Source organism: Mesorhizobium sp. WSM4815 (assembly GCF_055811575.1).
Genome location: NZ_JBVVQS010000061.1, coordinates 1 through 17,482, shown reverse-complemented (window position 1 = coordinate 17,482; position 17,482 = coordinate 1). Strand labels below are relative to the sequence as shown.

The window sequence follows — 17,482 nt, the reverse complement described above, 5'->3', positions numbered from 1 at the left end:
CTTCATTCTGCTGCGCCGGCTGCGGGACAAAGCCGTGAAGCACAACGCCGCGCTGACCGGGCTCTCCATGGGTATGACCGGAGACTTCGAGGAAGCCATCGAGGAAGGCGCCACTGTCGTGCGCGTCGGTCAGGCCATCTTTGGCAAGCGGCCGACGCCTGACGGCCACTACTGGCCGGGTTTCGCCCCCACCGACCGAGGAATTGAACCATGATTTATCGCAAACGGCCTGTCTGCGCGCTACGGAAACTGGTCTGCCGGCTGATCGCGGCTGAGGTCGATTCCGTCGGCCGGCTCGGCGGCACCGGCATTTATATGTATCTGATCGCGACGAACGACGCTGCGCACAGCTCTACATATAGCTAGGGTGTGAAGGCGTGCGCTAGCGCTCGCATCGGTGCTCCCTAGATCTAATTTGAAAGCGCTTCTAGAAACTACTTCGTTCCCGTGAGCCGACAGGCAGCTTTCGGGCCCTAATGCGACACATTTGGTTCTCGGCTCGGAAGGGTCTTGGCACAACTGAGCCCATGACGAATAGCGGATCCCAGCATGTGAGCGAAGTCGTTCTGACGTTGTTCGATGTTTGTTCGCCCAAAGTCGCATAAGAGGCACAGCGGAACGGGAGCTGAGCAGTTCCTGAACCGCCCGGCGCCTCCAGCGGCGATAATAATTCAGATATTCGCAGATGGGTCGCTCCACTTCCCGATCGGCGAACACCACAAGGATATGCCCAGGATACCGCATGGTCTTCGGCGTATACGGCTAGGTGAAGAAACGCACTCTCACAATTATGGACAGGCTACGGCCGTTCGGCAGCGGGCTTCGTCGCTGGCGAGGACGAGGGTGTCGGGTCTACGACGAAATGTCGGAGGTCGGACATGGAAGGCAGCTTCCCATTTAGGTCGTTGAAAGCTTTATTCCTTTGGCACGATTAGTGCAACGGATGATCCGCAACGTTGCACACAACCGACACGATGTGAGGGGAGCGTCATCCAGATGTTTGCGTTGACCGTCCCCTCAGTCCCCAGTGGCAGCCGCGCAGGCGCTGGGATCGCCGGCCAGTCTGATAGCTCATGGATCCAGTCGGCGGAGACAGTAGATAGAATGGGAGAGACACCAGTATGAACTGCGAATGTGATATGGTTGCTTGGGTAAGTGCCATCGCCTTGCTCTGGACGGCCACCGCTGCATCGGCGAACGAAGGCATCTGGATGCCGGCCCAGAGTGCGGAAGTCGGCGCGGCCATGCGCGCGGATGGGCTCCAGATCGATCCCGCGCAGCTGAGCCGTCTGGGCGCTGCCCCGCTTAACGCGATCGTTTCACTGGGCGGATGCTCCGCCTCATTCGTCAGTCCGCAAGGGCTGGTCGCCACCAACCATCACTGCGTGCTGGAATCCATCCAGTACAACAGCAAGGAGAGCCAAAACTATCTCACCAACGGGTTTCTGGCGAAGAGCCTGGGTGAAGAATTGCCTGCGGCGCCCGGCAGCCGCATCTATGTGATCGAGGATATGCGGGATGTGACCGCTGACATGCTCAAGGGCGTCTCAGACAAGCTGAACGGCTTTGCCCGCTATGAGCGGCTCGAAGCGAACCGCAAGGCGCTGATCGCCGCGTGTGAAGAACAGCCCAATCGCCGCTGCGACGTAGGATCCTATTATGGCGGCGCCTCCTACCATCTCCAGCAGAAGCTCGAAATTCAGGACGTGCGCCTCGTCTATGCGCCCGGGCTCGGCATAGGTAACTTCGGCGGCGAAACGGACAATTGGATGTGGCCGCGCCACACAGGCGACTTTGGCTTTTATCGCGCCTATGTCGCCCCTGATGGTTCATCCCGGCCTTATGCGCGCGACAACGTGCCCTACCGGCCGAAGAACTGGCTGCGCATCGCCTCTAAAGGCGTTCAAGAAGGCGATTTCGTGATGGTCGCCGGCTTTCCCGGAGCAACCAATCGGTTCCTCACCGCCGATGAAGTCCGGTTCAACTTCGCGCACTACGAACCACTGTCCCAGCGTTTGCTCTCGGATTATGCGGCCCAGATCAAGCAAGCCACGGAAGGCAATCGCGAAGCGCAGATCCGCTACGCCTCCATCCTGCGGGGCGTGGAAAACTACAAGAAGAAGCTGGCGGGCGATCTTGCCGGCGCCGACGCGATCGGCCTCGACGCGCGCAAGGCTACCGAGGAGGAAGCTTTTCGCGCCTGGGTCGCTGAGTATCCCGTGCGGCACACGCGCTTTGACGCAGCAATCCGCGAACTGGACGCGATGGTGGGCGAGAATAGCCGGGCTTCGCTGGCGAGGCTGCGCCAGGCGTTGCTCAATCGCGCGCAACTACTGTCATCGGCACGCACTCTCTATCGCTGGACAAAGGAGCACGAGAAGCCCGATGAAGATCGTGAAAGCGGCTTTCAGGATCGTGACCGTAAAGAAATCTCGGATCAGCTGACGCAGATCGAACGCCGCTATTTGCCAGACATCGATCGAAAGCTTTTCGAGGCCGCACTCGACGAATATCGCCGGCTGGATGCAAAGGACCGCGATACTGCTTTCGAAAGCACTTTGGGCCAAATTGGCCTTGACCGACTTTATGCAGACACCAAACTCGCAGACACGGTAATGCGGCTCGGCTGGCTTGACAAGCCCGCTGCTGCCTTCGAGGCGTCGGAGGACCCTTTCATCAAGTTGGCGGTCGCTCTCTATCCCGGCGACATAGCTGCGAAGCACGCTGCGAAGGACCGCGCTGGACGCAGCCAGGCGGCTCGCGCCATCTATATGCACGGCCAGCGTGCCTACCGCCAGGCAATCGGCCGGCCGATGTATCCCGACGCGAATGGCTCGCTGCGCATCACCTGGGGCAAGGTGGCGGGGCGAACACGCGACGGGCAGATCTGGATGCCCTTTACCACGGCCGATGGACTTCTGGCCAAAGAAACGGGCAAGGGTGAGTTCGACGCTCCAGATGCGGCTATCGCAGCGATCCGAGCCAAGGATTATGGCCCCTATGCCGCGCCGGCGCTGGGCACGTTACCGGTCGACTTCCTGTCCACCGCCGACATCACCAACGGCAATAGCGGCTCGGCCACGCTGAACGGACGCGGCGAGTTCGTCGGCCTCGCCTTCGATGGCACGCTTGATGGAGTGATCTCCGATTGGGCATATGCCGCAGACCGCAATCGCAGCATCCATGTCGACAGTCGCTTCATGCTCTGGACCATGGACAAGATTGACGGCGCTAGCCGGTTGCTCAAGGAGATGGGAGTGCTGCCGGCGTCGCGCTCCTGAGCGGGGTAGTCTGGTGGTAGGGAAAGGCAATTCGGGGACATTGACGTGAGCTTGCCACAGCGATCGTTGATCGTGCCCGAATCGGCCGGCGCTCCAATGCATGCGCAACATTCAAAGGTTCGCCAGCGCCTGAGCCGTTGCCCAATACCGTTTCCCCTTGGCATAACTTCAAATGACGTAACTCTGTGCAGTCGGCACCGATGCGCCTGAACATCGCACTTTCATCGTTTTTGCGTGTTTCGCAAACTCTGGACAGGGCTGAATTGCGGACGGCTGTTTCGCTAAGTCCACGCACAGCTTGCCGGCGTCTGTCCCCGGGAGAGCTGGCTTGATTTGTCTGAACAGTTTGGCGAGGACCGCGAAATGAAGGCAGCATAGGGAATGGAAGCGCCACGGGCGACGACTCGATAGAAGCGGTTCACCCGTTCGACCAGCGAAGTGACGTTCGTTAATCGCACTACTCAGGGTCCGAGCTGAAGCCCTCCATCGAGGAGCGGTTTTTCTTGAGCATGGCCTCAAGAGACGTGTTGAGGTTTCGTGCAGGCCTTTAGCACGATCCGCGGATGGTCTCAGGCACAGATCACCCTTCACAACAGTGATGCGGCAAGCATCTGGATGCGAAAGATATTGTTACAGTAGGCGTCTCGAATGACTTCTCCGCGGGACGCCAAAAGCCGTCTCAGGCACCCCTGATTTACTCCCGCGTCTCATGCCGCCATTCGCGTCAATAGCCCTTGTCGGACGAGATCGATGCTCGCGGCAAGTGCGCCGGCGAGATCGTCCAGCGGGTGGGCTGCGTCGACAAACGGTGCGAATGAGAAGGGGCCCGCATAACCGCCATCAAGCAGCGCCCGGATCTGGCTGCCATTGTCGGAACCGAATAGGACGCGATCCGGGTAGATCCAGTGGATTGGATCGTTCACTCTTGAAATGTGCACGAGACCGGTCAGGTCGCAGGAGAAGAACGTCTCCCCGGCGAGCGTGTGATGAAACGTGTCGTGCACGAGGCGGAAGACGGACTGGCCATCAATGGCGGCAATGGCCTTAGCCGCTTCGTTCTTCGATCGAAGCGAGCAGGTCTGGAAGCCCAGCGGCTCGATGAGACCGATCAGGCCGCGCGACTGGAGAATCGGCTTGAGCGCCTTCAAGGCAAAGCGGAGATCGCCCCGGCGCTCGCCATTGGCGGGCCAGGAGCCGTCGTTGACAGGCATTAGCATGAGCGTCTTGGCTCCGCAGGCCGCCGCATAATCGGCGAGCTTGCTCGCCTCGGCCCTGCGGGCTGGTGTCCACTCGTTGAAGCGCTGCAAGGCATTGATGGAAATAATCCCAACGCCTGCTTCGGCGGCGGCAGAGCGGACGTCCGCCGCCGGCATGCCGCGTGCAATAGCATTGCTGCGCTGTTGGCTGCGGATCTGGACATCGGTCAAGCCCTGGTCACGGGCAAAAGCGAAAAGTGCCCTGACGTCGAGTCCGGGCGCCGCCATGTGGTCGAGTGCAAAGCGGGGCGCTGCTTGGCGCATGGCTTGGCTTTCCTTCTATGTTCCCGGAAATTTCTCTTTGACGCTATTGCGACACTTGACTTAAGGCAAACGATTAGATCAGATGTTTTTCATCTGAAAAGGAGATGGCTGATGAACAGCGCCGACCTCAGGTTTTTCCAGGCGGTTGTGAGAGCAAACAGCACGGATTGAAGCACAATGGCTGGCCAGGGTGCTCCGCTTGCGCGTGCCATGCGGCCAAACTCATTTCGACATCGGTTAAGGAGCTTGAGGTCAGCACTGCTGCTGTTAAGACCGAGGTTCAACAATCAAATCGAGATCAGTAAGTGTGACTGTCGTCGAAGGTGACCCGCAGCAGCCGAGTGCCCCATCTGTGGGATGCCTCTCGTTTTGCCAAAACTTCGACAGTCACACGATCTTCGCATGATGGGGTCGGAACAAGAACTGCTCAAAATCGTACGAGGCATTTATCAACCAAAAGCAGCTACGGTTGATTTGATGATGATTCCTCCACCCAGGCTACGCCGCATCTGACGCCCCGTGGCGACGCGAAAAACTCTCAGTAGCTGCAGCGCCGGCGGCACGCGCGACCAGATGGTCCTCAAGACTTCTAGACCATACCGGGTTTTCCGAACGGCGCTCCCGGATACCACGCGCTGTGACCATCGGAAGCCAACCTCGTGGAAATACAGGTCGGCATGCTGCGGGCTAATATGATGAAAGACGCCGGCGATGGTACGGCGGACGCGGGAGTTGAAGCCCTCTACCGAATTGACGTGGACGGCATCGCGAACATACTCATCACTGGAACGCTTCACGGTCTCGTGCTTGGCAAAGCTCTCACCAATGGCCATGAATGCTTTCCACTCGTCGCTCATCAAATGAGCTCTCGACTCGATCTGCGCTTCAATGACGCGTTCGCTTGCTCGCGCTGAGAGACCGGTCACGACCGCGGCTCCGTTGCCCCACAGTCGAGAATGCGGATGTCGGGTGTGTGCATCGGTGATACATGCTTGCGCCGCGCGATAGGTCTCGGACCGCGCGTGGAAGGTGCGCATCCAGCCGATCTGGTGCGCGCTGATGCCCTTGGACGCGCTCGCCATTCGCTTCGGACCGAGGTTGGTCGCATCGGCCAGCACGCCAGCCAAACCCCAGCCTCACGCGGCGGCGATGATTTCGAATTGCTCGGCGATGGCGGATTTGGATTGAAGGCGTACCTCGCCTGTCGTTTTCCATCATGTGGATCATCTCGATCCCGGCCAGCGTGGCGATAGCGCTTGCGAATGATTCGAAACCGAGATAGGCCGCACACGACACTTGATGCGCCGGTGATCCTGCTCGATGCGGTTGTCGAGGTACTGGCTCTTTCGGATGCGGATCGGCTTGAGCTGCCGCCGCGACCGATCCCGCAGTCGGCTTTCCGCGTCACAGGAAAGGATCGCCTCGCGATTCGTCTGGCTGCCGTCGATGACGATGCGCTCGGGGCGGCCGTGACGCTGCAACACCTTGCGCAGGAAGCGTTTGGCCGCCGGCAGATCACGATGCTCGCTGAATCAGAACTCGACGGTGTCGCCGACGCTGTCGATGGCGATAGAGATACATCCAGCGGCCGCGAACCTTGATACAGGTTTCGTCGATATGCCACCTTCCGCCGACGGCACGCTTGCGCCGATTGAAGCGTTTCAGCAGCAAGGGCGAGAAGTGAACGACCCAGCGGTGGATCGTCGAATGATCGATACTGATGCCGCGCTCGGCCATCATTTCCTTCAAATCGCGAAGGCTCAAGCCGTAGGCCAGATACCAGCGAACGCAAAGCAGAATGACGGACTGGTTGAAATAGCGGCCCTTGAACATCTGAACTCTCCGGCGAAACTACCAGAGGCCGTGCCATGCGCCTGGTTACCGAAGACTTTGCAACACAGCCTCGGTGCACATCTTCTGCTGAAAACCCGCACGCAGACCCTCGATGGCTCCCTGCGGTCGACCTTCCGGCAATGGTATCCCGGCATGGCGAACGACAATCACGAGAACGGCGAAATGGTCCGCGCGGCTTGACCGCCCCACAAATCCTCATGCTCCCCTCGTACGGGCGTGAAGCATCTCGAGCATCGCAGGCCCGGCGCGCTCGACGATGGCGACGCCGGCCAGCAATCCTGCGCGCAGTTGCGGGGCAGGATCGGGTTAGCCGCGGAAGGAAGCGGCTTCCATTGCGCATGGGGATATGGAACCAGTCGAGGACATGCTCGCTCGCCTGCGATCATTTCCGCGTGCGACCGGACTTCTTCCCAACTGGCCGGTACGAAAGGTAATATCCTGATTGGGTCTGGACGCCTGCTTCTTGAGAGAGTCGAGAGTACGCCGTTGCAGCTCGCGATCATAGCCGCGCCGTCTTCAGCCAGCGAGCGGCCTACGATCAGCTCGAATTTTTCTTTCGGTCGTCACGGGGCGGATGTACTCGGGAACCGGGCAGGTTCACGCGGGCAAGCATCCTGCATGAAGGATAACCGACAGGCGAGCGTTACCGCTTTCGCTAAGACGCCGCCAATTCCGGCGGCATTGGCGGCCAAGCGAGCGCCGTTCGACGCGCAGGCTATTCGCCGTTGGACTTTAGGAAGGCGACCGTCGCTAAGATCAGCTTGTCCACGGTCTTGGCACTCTGTTCAACGCCGAAACCATGATCAATGGGTTCAGCCCACAGTTCTTCCGGACCGTCGTGATAAGCCAGCAACGACTTGGCGAGAACGGGTTGGGGAAAGACGATGCTATCGCGCGTGCCGACCGCGAGGAACAGCGGCCCCTTGTAGCGCGAGATTTCGCCGGCAGGCTGCACCGCGTAGAGGCTCTCGAAGAAGCGGCCTTTCAAGGGAATTTCCTTCCCATCTCCGACGCGCTTGGCCGGATAGACTTTATCGCCCGCTGTCACAGCTTCCGCCATCTGCTTTTCGCCAAATATGGAGATGAACGCTGCCGGAAGATTGATGCCGGGGTTCCAGAGCACGACAGACTTTAAAGGCGTTTTTGTCCGGCCGGCAACTGCTGTCGTGACCGCACCGCCCAGGCTCATTCCCATCAACGAAATACGTTTGCCGTCGATGCTGTCATGCGCCGATAGGAAGTCGAGCGCTGCTTGTGTGTTCGTTATCTCGGTTTCGACGGTCATGTCTTCGAACTTGCCGTCACTCGCGCCGCTGCCGCGAAAATCGATCCGAAGCGAAGCGATGCCATTCTTTGCGAGCACCGGCGCGGCACGCCCGAACAGGCCTTCCTTCACCGCCTCCGAACTCCATTCGTTGCGGCTGCCGGTGAAACCGTGAAGCATCAGGATGACGGGAGGATTCGCGACATCATCCGGCCTTACCATCGTGCCTACGATTGTCTGGCCTTCGACTTGGAACTTGATGATGGCCTCCTTGGCTTGCGCCGAAACTAAAAAAGTTGTCATCAGCATTCCCAGTGACGCTGCAACGGTTCGGTGTAGCTGTTTCATAGCTGCTCTCTGCTTGTTGTTTGAATTTGCGCGGCCGGTCAAAGCTGATGGCGCGGCCGTATCGGACTGGCATTAGACATTGACGTCTTTCACCGCCGCGATGCCTGATTCCGCGAAGCTCGCCGGTTATGAATTGAGCTCGACCAAGGCCGAAGGACCAATCCGCGTCACCATTTTCTACGATACTGACCACAACATCTGCAGGGTCGATCGCACACACATCCAAAAGCCCTGCCGCAACGAAACGATAGAAGGCCTGTTTGTCGTCAGTTGACCGCGCTCGCGAGATCACCTCAAATGATCAGCCTGTCACTAAAGACCAAGACCGGTATCCTCCGCGCGCACATGCGATCTCTCGTGTTCGATCAGGATCTGATAGCGATCGGCTGGCGGTACATGGAAAGCCCTGACCACCGCCTCATGGATGCAGTCGAGGATCTTGTCCTGCTCCCCAGGCGATCGGCCCTTCAGAAGGTTAATTTTTATCAGCGGCATGGGTCGTGCTCGGAAATAGGAAAGAGGGCGGGGACGCGCACTCGGCGTCCCGGTGAATATTCAGATTGCCCTCGCCGGTAGGCCGGTTGGGGCAGCCTCGGGTTCCCCAGCCAGCGCGCAGGGGAACCAGAGAACATTTACGACTGCGCTCATGATCGCGATCGCAATGGGATAGGCCAGGCCCGCATAGATGTTGCCCGTGTAGGCAACCAGCGACAGGTTAATGAGGGGAACAAAGCCGCCAAACACGCCTGTGCCGATGTGATAGGGCAGCGAGAGCGAGGTGTAGCGCAATTTCGCCGGGAAGAGCTCGACGAGGAAAGCTGCCATAGGGCCATAGACCAATCCTACGAAAACGAGTTGGGCGACGATCAGCGCTGTTACCAAAACGAAGTTCTGGGCAGCGACGGCGGCGGCAATGCCCTGATAGATTGGAACATAGAACGCGGCTGCCAGAATGAAACCGGTGACAATCAACTTGCGGCGGCCGATCCGGTCGGACAAGGCGCCGAAGAAAACGATGAGGGGCGTTCCGATCACCAAAGCAGCAGCAAGGCAAATGTTCGCTGTCAGGAAGTCAAGCTTCAGCACGCTTTGCAAGAAATACAGTGCGTAGAACTGGCCTGTATACCAAACGCACCCCAGGCCGGCGGTCGCCCCGAACAGTGCAAAGGCTGCATAACGCACGCCATGACCGGTGGCGAAACTCTCACGGATTGGGCTCTTTGCGGTCTTCCCGCCTTTGCGAAGCTCCTCGAATACCGGGGATTCGCTCAGCTTGAGGCGCAGATAAAGGGACAGCACGATCAAAACCGATGATAGCAGGAACGGAATTCTCCAACCCCATTGCTTGAAGAGTTCTTCGCCGAGCGACAGCCGGCACGTAAGCACGACGACAATCGCCAGAAAAAAGCCAACGGTTGCCGTTGTCTGGATAAAGCTCGTGAAGAACCCGCGCCGGTTCGCCGGTGCGTGTTCTGCAACGTAAACGGCGGCGCCGCCGTATTCGCCGCCGATCGCCAATCCCTGGATGAGCCGAAGGACCACAAGAGCGATCGGCGCGAAATATCCCGCGGTCTCAAAGGTTGGCAAGACGCCGACGAGCGCGGTCGCAATGCCCATCAGAATGAGCGTCATCAAGAACGTGCTCTTGCGTCCGACGCGGTCGCCGATGCTGCCGAACAGCAGGGCTCCCAATGGGCGCACGAGGAAGCCTGTGGCAAAGGTTGCGACGCTGATCAGAACAGCTGCCGTCGGTTCATTGGCAGGGTAGAAGAGCGTTGAGAAGAAAATCGCCAGACTTCCGTAAAGATAGAAGTCGTACCATTCGATGACCGTGCCGGCGCTTGATGCAAGGACGACGGTCCAGATACCTGGTTTGCGGACCGAGTCGCCCCTTTCCTGTAGCTGTTGCATGCTGCAGTTCCCCTTTATGTTTTTGAAAGTAGTCGGCCCTCTCTTCAGGGCCGTGGTAAGTCAGCTCGCGATGCACTGATCGAATGCGTAGACGCCAAGTCTTTCGCTTGCCTCGCGCACCGTTCGGCGGACGATGTCCTTCGCCGACGGCAGATCGTTGATGAGGCCCACCGCCTCACCCACAGTCACGTTGGCCGTGTCATAGTCGCCAGAAGCCCATGCCGCCTCGACCTTCGACAATTCTTCGGAATGCAGCGTGCGCAGCTCTTCTTCCCGCCCGTGCCACTTGTCGATGAAGCCGTTTTTGAGCAGTCGGCCGGTATAGCCAGCGGGCCAGGCCTTCTGACGGACGATATCGTAGACGGAAGTCCGGATTGTCTCGTCGCCAGAGGCAGCGACTACCTTGTCCTTGGCTGCCGGATGGATGAGCGACTCGCGCGTAGCCCAGAACCTGGTTCCCATCAGGACCCCGTCTGCTCCGAGCATCAGCGAAGCGGCCAGGCCCCTACCGTCGGCAATGCCGCCTGCCGCCACGACAATGACAGAAGGCGAAATCTTTGCCACCAGATCCACGACTGCGGGAACGAAGGGCATGGTTGACCGCGCGACCAGGCCATGGCCGCCGGCCTCGGTCCCCTGAACAATAAGAACGTCGGCGCCAACGTCGATTGCGCGCCGGGCATGTTCGAGTGTGTGGATCATGCAAATCAGCGGAACACCCGCCTGCTTGACCCGTGCCGCGAGCTTCGCCGGATCCGAAAACGAAAGCATCATCGCGGACGGACGCTCCGCAAGTGCGCGGTCAAACAGATCAAGGTCGGCTTCGACTGCCCAGGCGATGAACCCGCAGCCAACGCGTTCATTGGTAATCAGCGACGACTCTGTTTCGTACCATTGACGATCAGCATATCCCCCACCCAACAGGCCCAGACCGCCGGCGTCGGCGACGGCGGACGCAAGCGCGCCACCCGCGGCCGGGGTCATCGGGGCAAGGATGATGGGATGCTCGATTTCGAAAAATTCTGTCAGACGCGTTCGTATCGTCATCAATACTTCTCCCAGCTTGAGGAAGTTCCCGGAAATTTTTCTTTGACGCTATTGCGACACTTGACTTAAGACAAACGATTAGATCAGATGTTTTTCATCTGAAAAGGAGATGGCCGATGAACAGCGCCGACCTCAGGTTTTTCCAGGCGGTGGTGAGAGCAAACAGTATCGGAGGGGCTGCCGGTGTGCTCAACACGGTGCAATCCAACGTCACCGCGAGAATAAAATCGCTTGAGGAGGAAATCGGTGCTCCGCTTTTTCATCGGTCCAGGCGAGGGGTTACACTGACAGCCACCGGCATTCAGCTCGTTCCCTATGCCGAGCGCGTCGGAGAGCTTCTGGACGAAGCCAAGCGCGTCGTCACAGACCGCGGTACGCCGTGCGGTTTACTCAGGATCGGCTCCATGGAGACCACTGCAGCGCTTCGCCTTCCACCGATCCTGATCCGCTATGCTGCAGAATATCCAGAGGTCGACGTACTGGTGGAGGCTGCCCCGACGGAACAGCTCGTCAGCGAGGTCGTCGGACGCAAACTGGATGGCGCGTTCGTCTCCGGCCCCATCGCTCATCCCGAACTGAAGAGCCTATCGATCGTCGAAGAGGAGCTCGTTGTGATCTCCTCGCCGCGGTTTCGCGAGCTTTCGGATCTGAAGGCCTTGGCCGCATCGCCGGCTCTGAAGGTCCTCGCTTTTCGATCGGGCTGTTCCTATCGCCGGCGCATGGACATGTTCCTGGCGGCGTGTGGGGTAACGCATGTCCGCTGGATGGAACTCGGAACAATGGACGGGATCATTGGCTGCGTCGCCGCCGGGTTAGGGATGGCCATGCTACCTCGGGGGGTCGTTCAGGATGCGGCAGCCGACGGACAGGTCATCATACACCCGCTACCTGACAATCTGCGGTCGGCGCCGACTGTTTTTGTGACGCGGAGCGACGAGTATCTCTCCGCGGCACTTCAGGCTTTCATGGCGGTGGCGTCTGAGGCGCATTCACGGCCTCAGCCGGCAGGACCAGAGCCGGCCCGACAACTGCAGCGGGCTTAAGAAAGGTGGAGCAAAAACAAGGGGTCAGTCAGATCTATCTGACGCATCACCAGCATCTTTGCGATATCGCCCGGCGGGTTTGCCCCAATGCGCGCATACACGAGCTGGCCGTGCCGCTCGAGCCGGAACGCCGAGCTGCGTGACACGTCGAAGCCCCAGAGCTGCCCTATCAAGGCCGGCCGGGCCGGCGACCAGCACCCGGCAGCCGGGCAGCGCGCCAAAAGGACCCCGCCCGTCATATGAACTGCATCCCTCATAGTGCGTCGCAACATTTTGATGCTGCACTGCGGAACTTTGCGGTAAAGCGGGAGTTCTCTGTGCTTCTAGCAAGCGAGGGCTCGATGAGGCGCTACAAGATTCTGCCGTCGGAACCAGGGCTGTGGTCTGTGATCGATAGCCTGACCGGGCTTCCCGCCGAGAGATACGGTCGGCCGCTCACCGGGCTGACCCGGTACGAAGCCGAAGAGGCTGCCTTTAACCTCAGCGAGAGCACTCCGCCATGGATGGCCTTGGTCAGACGTCGCAGGCCTTAATCAAGGCTGCCGAATCCACGGATGGTCGAACGCGATGCGCCTCCCACTCCATCACACCCTTTCGCGTAACCTCTCACCTCTTCCTTCTGGATGCGTGCGTCATGGCAGGGGGCGCATGTGCTCCCCAGTTCGCCCTGGCATAAGAGCCGGACCGTCGCGGTGCGCCACCAGATGGTTGGCGACCGTGGCCGGAATCGTCGCCCGTTCTTAAAGTGCGGGGTGCCCGACACCGAAATGGCGCGCGAGCCTTCTGCCGATCTTGACACGGGCGATCGACTGGAACCTCATCGAGCAGCAGTATGACGAATTGATCAAATATGCGGCGGCCCTGCAGCACCGCACGGCCGATGCGGAATCGATCCTGCGCCGCTTTGCGCGGGCGAGCGTGCAGCGCCCAAGCTACAGGGCGCTGGCCCAACTCGGCAAGGCAATCAAGACCATTTTTCTCACCGCTATCTCGGCTCGGAAGCCTTCCGGCGCGAAATCCACGAAGTGTCGCTTGGCAGTTAATAGTGAGAACGCAGTCGTTGAGTCAGGTTTGGCAGTTTATTGCGAGAATGGCGTAGCTCGGATTCTTCATTTTAACTGCAATCGCATCAGTGCAGTGGTGCTGAACTCCCTGGCGAGGCGACCGGCATCTTCGTGCTGGAGGAGAATATCGGACCGGTGCGTTGCGCGGTGAGCAAGCACGACGGCCCGACCTTCGACGAGTTCGATCTGGCGAAACTGCCGCTCTTTCGCAACGTGGTCGATCTTCAGCGACAGCCTAGCGACCCCGGCTTCTAAACGCCGTCATGGAGTAGCTCCTGCACTCGTTCGACCGAAATGTCCGATTCAAAGATCAGGTCGTGAGGGAATGTCCTCCCCGCAGATGATCGGCAGTCGCTCGATCGCGCGACGCGTGGGATCGGCTTCTTCCGTGAACCCGCAGGTCGATATCAGAAAAAGGTTGCGGCGGTTACCGCGAACTCATGGCTGGCGCAGCAAGCGCTCTTTTCAGCAAGCGCCCTGGTCGGGAGCCGGTGAGGATGAAATTCGGCTCGGGTGCGACGATTACATGCTCGAGGTTCCATCCGGTCTTCCCGAGCATGTCTATAGCGACCTTTTTGTGTCCGAAACTGAACAAGAGTGTCGGAGCCCCACCCGCTGGCCGTTACAGCCAAGCACCGGCTGGCGAGCAAGCGGTGGAACGAAACGGAGCGCAAATCCGGCACGGAAATTGCGCTGATCTCGTAAGTGAGACGTCGGTAGGGCGTCGTGGAGGACCGAGAAATCAGCCAGGAGCGTGCTCGATGCCCGCAATGAGACGGCCAGAACAGGACGATGAACCCAGCCACACCTGGGGAGCTGGACCACTATAGCCAGCCGCGGCGCGTCCTCGTAGATCGCGCCTCCTTCAGCCAAGCCGTCCACCAGCACTACGAGGGCCACCCTATGCAGCTCTCGAACGTGGCCACAGCGCGCATGTTCAAATGCGCCCCTTAGCCTTGCGTGGTCCGCTCGAAGCGCGCCAGGAACGAATTGTGTGTGGACGAGGAACGCGCGCTTGGCAGTTCAGGGGGCGAGCGCTCTCGCACTCCTCCGATGCGCCGCACCCATTCTTCTGATCAGCCGGTTGACCCGCCATGTCGCCTTTGCATTTCATCTATCGTCCCTTTGAGACGCTTATCCGCCCGCTGGATATCCCCTACGCGCCTTTGCCGGCAAAAGGTCCGTTTGCGCTGCTTCTGCATTTCGCACGCATGTTCCGTGGCGTGCTGGCAGCCATCGCCGTCTTCATGATGGCGGTCGAGGGAATCAACCTCGCGGTGATCTGGGGCATGTATATCATTGTGGACGGGGTGAGCACGAACGGTGCGGCGGTTTTCCTTGAGGAAGCTTGGCCTACGCTCACGTTCCTCGGCCTGCTGATGTTCCCCGTGCAACCGCTGCTGATGTTCATCGCCAAGGCATTGGGTTCCCAGGCAGTGTCCGTATGCATGCCCGCGGCTATGCAATGGCATGGTTACAAGGCGGTCGAACGTCAGGACCTTGCATTCTTCCACGATCTCTTCGCCGGCCAGGTGGCGTCGCGCATTTCGCAACTCGCCGCCGCTGTGCAGCAGCAGGTCGTCGTAGCGTCTTCCAGCATACCGTATTTTCTCGTGCAGTTTCTCGGTTCGCTTTCGCTGCTTGCCACGCTGTCCTGGCCGCTGGCGCTTCCGGTCTTTTTTTGGATCGTGGCGAACGTCGCAGTCGCGGTTGTGGCAGTGCCATATTTTGCCGTGCGGTCCCGCCACTCTGCCCGCGCGCGCAGCCTCGTCGTCGGCGCCATGACCGACCTCTACAGCAACATCCACGTGGTCAAGCTGTTTGCGGCCGAAGATAGCGAGGCGGACGCAATGCGCACCATCATGGGAGATGCCATCGAGACGCAACAGCTTGAACGGCGCATCCACTTAACAACCGACACCAGCGTCGTCCTGCTGAACGTCCTTCTTTCGCTGACCAACATCGCCGTCGGGCTCTGGGGACTCGTGGCCGGTTTTGTCACCACCGGCCAATTTGTTGCTTCAATCGCACTCGTTCAGCGGCTCAACGCCAACTCCCTGGCCTTTCTCCAGCTAGGACAGCAGATATTCCAGGCTGTGGGCACGATACGCGACGCGATGCCGGTCATCACCACGCCTTCAACGGTAACCGATGTCTCCGGAGCCAGGCCGCTGGCCGTTATCGCCGGCACGGTCGAGTTCAGGGATATCCGGTTCGAATACCGGCAAGGAAAAGGGGTAATCGAGAATCTATCGCTCAGGGTCCGCGCCGGCGAGAAGGTCGGGCTCGTCGGCATGTCGGGGTCCGGCAAGTCAACGCTTGTCAGCCTGCTTCTGCGGTTCTTCGACGTAAACGATGGCGCAATCTTCGTCGACGGCCAGGATATCCGTTCGGTGACGCAGGCAAGCCTGCGTCAGAATATCGGGGTCGTGACCCAGGATGTCTCGTTGCTCCATCGCTCTGTCGGGGACAATATCCGTTACGGCCGGCCGGATGCCTCGCCGGAGGAGGTCGAACGCGCAGCAATGCTGGCCGATGCGGACGGTTTCGTGGCCGATCTCAAGGACAGCGAAAACCGCACCGGCTACGATGCTTTCGTCGGTGACCGCGGGGTGAAGCTTTCTGGCGGCCAGCGTCAGCGGGTCGCCATCGCTCGGGTGCTGCTTAAGGACGCGCCAATTCTCCTTCTAGACGAGGCGACTTCTGCCCTGGACAGTGAAGCCGAGGCGGCGGTCCAAGAAAAACTCGAGCTTATAATGGAGGGCAAGACGGTGATCGCCATTGCCCACCGCCTGTCGACGATTGCCAGCATGGACAGGATCGTCGTGCTCGACAAAGGGCGCATCGTTGAGGAGGGCTCCCCCTCGGAGCTACTCAAACGCGACGGCCTGTATGCCCGCCTGTGGCGGCGGCAGACCGGCGGCCAGATTGCCGACAGTTCCGAGGAGAGATAATCCGACTGGAAGGTCGTTCGTCACGGCTCCGCGCTGCTCGCAATGCTTGGCTGTTGTCGTAGAGAGCGGGCATGTTCGCGTTAGACAAATCTCGGCTTTCGCCGCCTCCGTCGCAAATGTGTGGGAATGGGCGACGAGATGCCACAAGAGCTCTTCGGTTCTATCGCGAGAAGCTGACCGTCCGCCGCCGTGCCGATGCTGGTACGGCCGAATCTTAAACAGTGGTGATCGCTCGACCCGTCTCCGACCGTTCCACATCCTCACTGTCGTCGACGATTGGACGCGGGACACAAAGCGCGCTGCTGAGGCGGTGCCCGAACGTGCAAGGACACAGAAGCTTACGATACGAGGGGTGAGCCGAGTCGAAAAACGCATTGGAAACTCCGTCTGGTGCAATCCGGACCGGGTCACAAGGCGTGGTACAAGAGTTGGGTGACGCAACACCGCTGGTTAATTGCGCCGGTGCTATCGCGGCCTCTGGTCCGCAACGGCGCAGGCAACACGCCGAGGAGCAGGGGCGCATGGCAGATTGCCCCAACCGGCTCGACGTCGCCATGCCCGACGAGCTTCGGGAATTGGGGTCAGCGAACGCATGACCGGCAGGGCCGGGGGGTGGCTCGTTTGCCGACGCCACTGCAATTGGCCCCGCAACGGGGTCGCGAGCCGGAATTCAACCAGGCCGTTCGCCCTAAAACTGATCCAGCTCAAGGCAGCCCACCGCTACCCATGTAGACCGGGCAACGAGCGCGGTGCGCACCAGACAAAGGGCAATGACAAAAGCCGTCCTCGAAATCGCTTCGGAGTTCAACGTCTTTGCACCAATGCCCAGGAATGGTCGACGAGACAAACAACTCCCCGCGTACAGGCGCTGAGAGCCGCCGACGTTTAACGGAAAATCACAAACGGGCATCCGATCCCTGGGGGGCCAAGGAGGCCGCCCCATGAATCGCTGCACATCATCAGTTGCAATTCTTGCTTTCGCCACCGTCTGCACATTGTCTGCCGCCGCTACGGCGGCGGATCGGACCATCTATGCAGCGCCCGACAAGAGCGCCGTGTTTCTTAGTGGCGTCGGCTACACGTGGCTCAAGGCCAACGAGCTTGTCTACGACAGGGGCAGATCACAATGGGCACGAACAATCCGCCGCTTTCGTCCGAGGACGTCGAACGCTTCGGGCCTGATCCCCTTACCAGCT

10 protein-coding genes and 7 pseudogenes are annotated in these 17,482 nt (G+C 59.8%); 8 read left to right on the top strand and 9 right to left on the bottom strand.

All coding sequences use genetic code 11. The features are described from left to right. From AC0L2B_RS00690 to AC0L2B_RS00680, 3 genes and pseudogenes are all read left to right on the top strand, one after another. Positions 1 to 214: pseudogene (locus AC0L2B_RS00690) on the top strand (YggS family pyridoxal phosphate-dependent enzyme); the annotation flags it as partial. Then, positions 211 to 366 carry a hypothetical protein gene (locus AC0L2B_RS00685; protein WP_473743711.1) on the top strand — a complete coding sequence of 52 codons (156 nt, stop codon included), beginning with the start codon at positions 211 to 213 and terminating at the stop codon, positions 364 to 366. The pseudogene AC0L2B_RS00690 and the gene AC0L2B_RS00685, both read left to right, overlap by 4 nt. 773 nt (positions 367 to 1,139) lie before the next feature. Further along, the gene (locus AC0L2B_RS00680; RefSeq protein ID WP_246811264.1) at positions 1,140 to 3,281 is read left to right on the top strand and encodes a S46 family peptidase; all 2,142 of its coding nucleotides are present in this window, start codon (positions 1,140 to 1,142) and stop codon (positions 3,279 to 3,281) included. A gap of 707 nt (positions 3,282 to 3,988) precedes the next feature. Here the strand turns inward: AC0L2B_RS00680 and AC0L2B_RS00675 are convergent. From AC0L2B_RS00675 to AC0L2B_RS00635, 9 genes and pseudogenes are all read right to left on the bottom strand, one after another. Continuing rightward, complete coding sequence (locus AC0L2B_RS00675; protein WP_473743709.1) at positions 3,989 to 4,708, bottom strand: TIM barrel protein; 720 nt, start codon at positions 4,706 to 4,708, stop codon at positions 3,989 to 3,991. Positions 4,709 to 5,250: 542 nt separating this feature from the next. Next, complete coding sequence (locus AC0L2B_RS00670; RefSeq protein WP_280952215.1) at positions 5,251 to 5,919, bottom strand: IS1595 family transposase; 669 nt, start codon at positions 5,917 to 5,919, stop codon at positions 5,251 to 5,253. A gap of 18 nt (positions 5,920 to 5,937) precedes the next feature. Next, a pseudogene (locus AC0L2B_RS00665) lies at positions 5,938 to 6,634 on the bottom strand (IS6 family transposase). A gap of 355 nt (positions 6,635 to 6,989) precedes the next feature. After that, positions 6,990 to 7,256: pseudogene (locus AC0L2B_RS00660) on the bottom strand (ISKra4 family transposase); the annotation flags it as partial. Positions 7,257 to 7,370: 114 nt separating this feature from the next. Beyond that, complete coding sequence (locus tag AC0L2B_RS00655) at positions 7,371 to 8,267, bottom strand: alpha/beta hydrolase family protein (protein ID WP_473743708.1); 897 nt, start codon at positions 8,265 to 8,267, stop codon at positions 7,371 to 7,373. 208 nt (positions 8,268 to 8,475) lie between these two features. Then, positions 8,476 to 8,559, bottom strand: a pseudogene (locus AC0L2B_RS00650) (tautomerase family protein); the annotation flags it as partial. 20 nt (positions 8,560 to 8,579) lie between these two features. Further along, positions 8,580 to 8,762, bottom strand: a complete 183-nt coding sequence (locus AC0L2B_RS00645) for a tautomerase family protein (protein ID WP_473513948.1) — start codon at positions 8,760 to 8,762, stop codon at positions 8,580 to 8,582. A gap of 60 nt (positions 8,763 to 8,822) precedes the next feature. After that, entirely contained in the window at positions 8,823 to 10,178 is a 1,356-nt protein-coding gene (locus tag AC0L2B_RS00640) for an MFS transporter (protein ID WP_065011452.1), read from the bottom strand. Between the two features lie 60 nt (positions 10,179 to 10,238). Next, positions 10,239 to 11,225: an NAD(P)H-dependent flavin oxidoreductase gene (locus AC0L2B_RS00635; RefSeq protein ID WP_473743707.1), complete on the bottom strand. Its 987-nt coding sequence runs from the start codon at positions 11,223 to 11,225 to the stop codon at positions 10,239 to 10,241. A 116-nt stretch (positions 11,226 to 11,341) separates the two neighbouring features. Here AC0L2B_RS00635 and AC0L2B_RS00630 point away from each other — a divergent pair, with 116 nt between their 5' ends. The 5 genes and pseudogenes from AC0L2B_RS00630 to AC0L2B_RS00610 form a co-directional block, all read left to right on the top strand. Then, positions 11,342 to 12,268 (top strand): LysR family transcriptional regulator, encoded by a 927-nt coding sequence (locus AC0L2B_RS00630; protein WP_473533493.1) that lies wholly within the window; start codon positions 11,342 to 11,344, stop codon positions 12,266 to 12,268. 780 nt (positions 12,269 to 13,048) lie between these two features. Continuing rightward, positions 13,049 to 13,290 (top strand): annotated as a pseudogene (locus tag AC0L2B_RS00625) (Tn3 family transposase); the annotation flags it as partial. 132 nt (positions 13,291 to 13,422) lie between these two features. After that, positions 13,423 to 13,533, top strand: a pseudogene (locus AC0L2B_RS00620) (phenazine biosynthesis protein PhzF); the annotation flags it as partial. 893 nt (positions 13,534 to 14,426) lie between these two features. After that, positions 14,427 to 16,286 carry an ABC transporter ATP-binding protein gene (locus AC0L2B_RS00615; protein WP_473743706.1) on the top strand — a complete coding sequence of 620 codons (1,860 nt, stop codon included), beginning with the start codon at positions 14,427 to 14,429 and terminating at the stop codon, positions 16,284 to 16,286. A 941-nt stretch (positions 16,287 to 17,227) separates the two neighbouring features. Then, positions 17,228 to 17,482, top strand: a pseudogene (locus AC0L2B_RS00610) (hypothetical protein); the annotation flags it as partial.

Excerpts from the sequence above, each read along its gene's own strand:
- AC0L2B_RS00685 (WP_473743711.1), top strand. The coding sequence starts at position 211 with ATGATTTATCGCAAACGGCCTGTCTGCGCGCTACGGAAACTGGTCTGC.
- AC0L2B_RS00680 (WP_246811264.1), top strand. The coding sequence starts at position 1,140 with ATGGTTGCTTGGGTAAGTGCCATCGCCTTGCTCTGGACGGCCACCGCT.
- AC0L2B_RS00655 (WP_473743708.1), bottom strand. The coding sequence starts at position 8,267 with ATGAAACAGCTACACCGAACCGTTGCAGCGTCACTGGGAATGCTGATG.
- AC0L2B_RS00645 (WP_473513948.1), bottom strand. The coding sequence starts at position 8,762 with ATGCCGCTGATAAAAATTAACCTTCTGAAGGGCCGATCGCCTGGGGAG.
- AC0L2B_RS00640 (WP_065011452.1), bottom strand. The coding sequence starts at position 10,178 with ATGCAACAGCTACAGGAAAGGGGCGACTCGGTCCGCAAACCAGGTATC.
- AC0L2B_RS00635 (WP_473743707.1), bottom strand. The coding sequence starts at position 11,225 with ATGACGATACGAACGCGTCTGACAGAATTTTTCGAAATCGAGCATCCC.
- AC0L2B_RS00630 (WP_473533493.1), top strand. The coding sequence starts at position 11,342 with ATGAACAGCGCCGACCTCAGGTTTTTCCAGGCGGTGGTGAGAGCAAAC.
- AC0L2B_RS00615 (WP_473743706.1), top strand. The coding sequence starts at position 14,427 with ATGTCGCCTTTGCATTTCATCTATCGTCCCTTTGAGACGCTTATCCGC.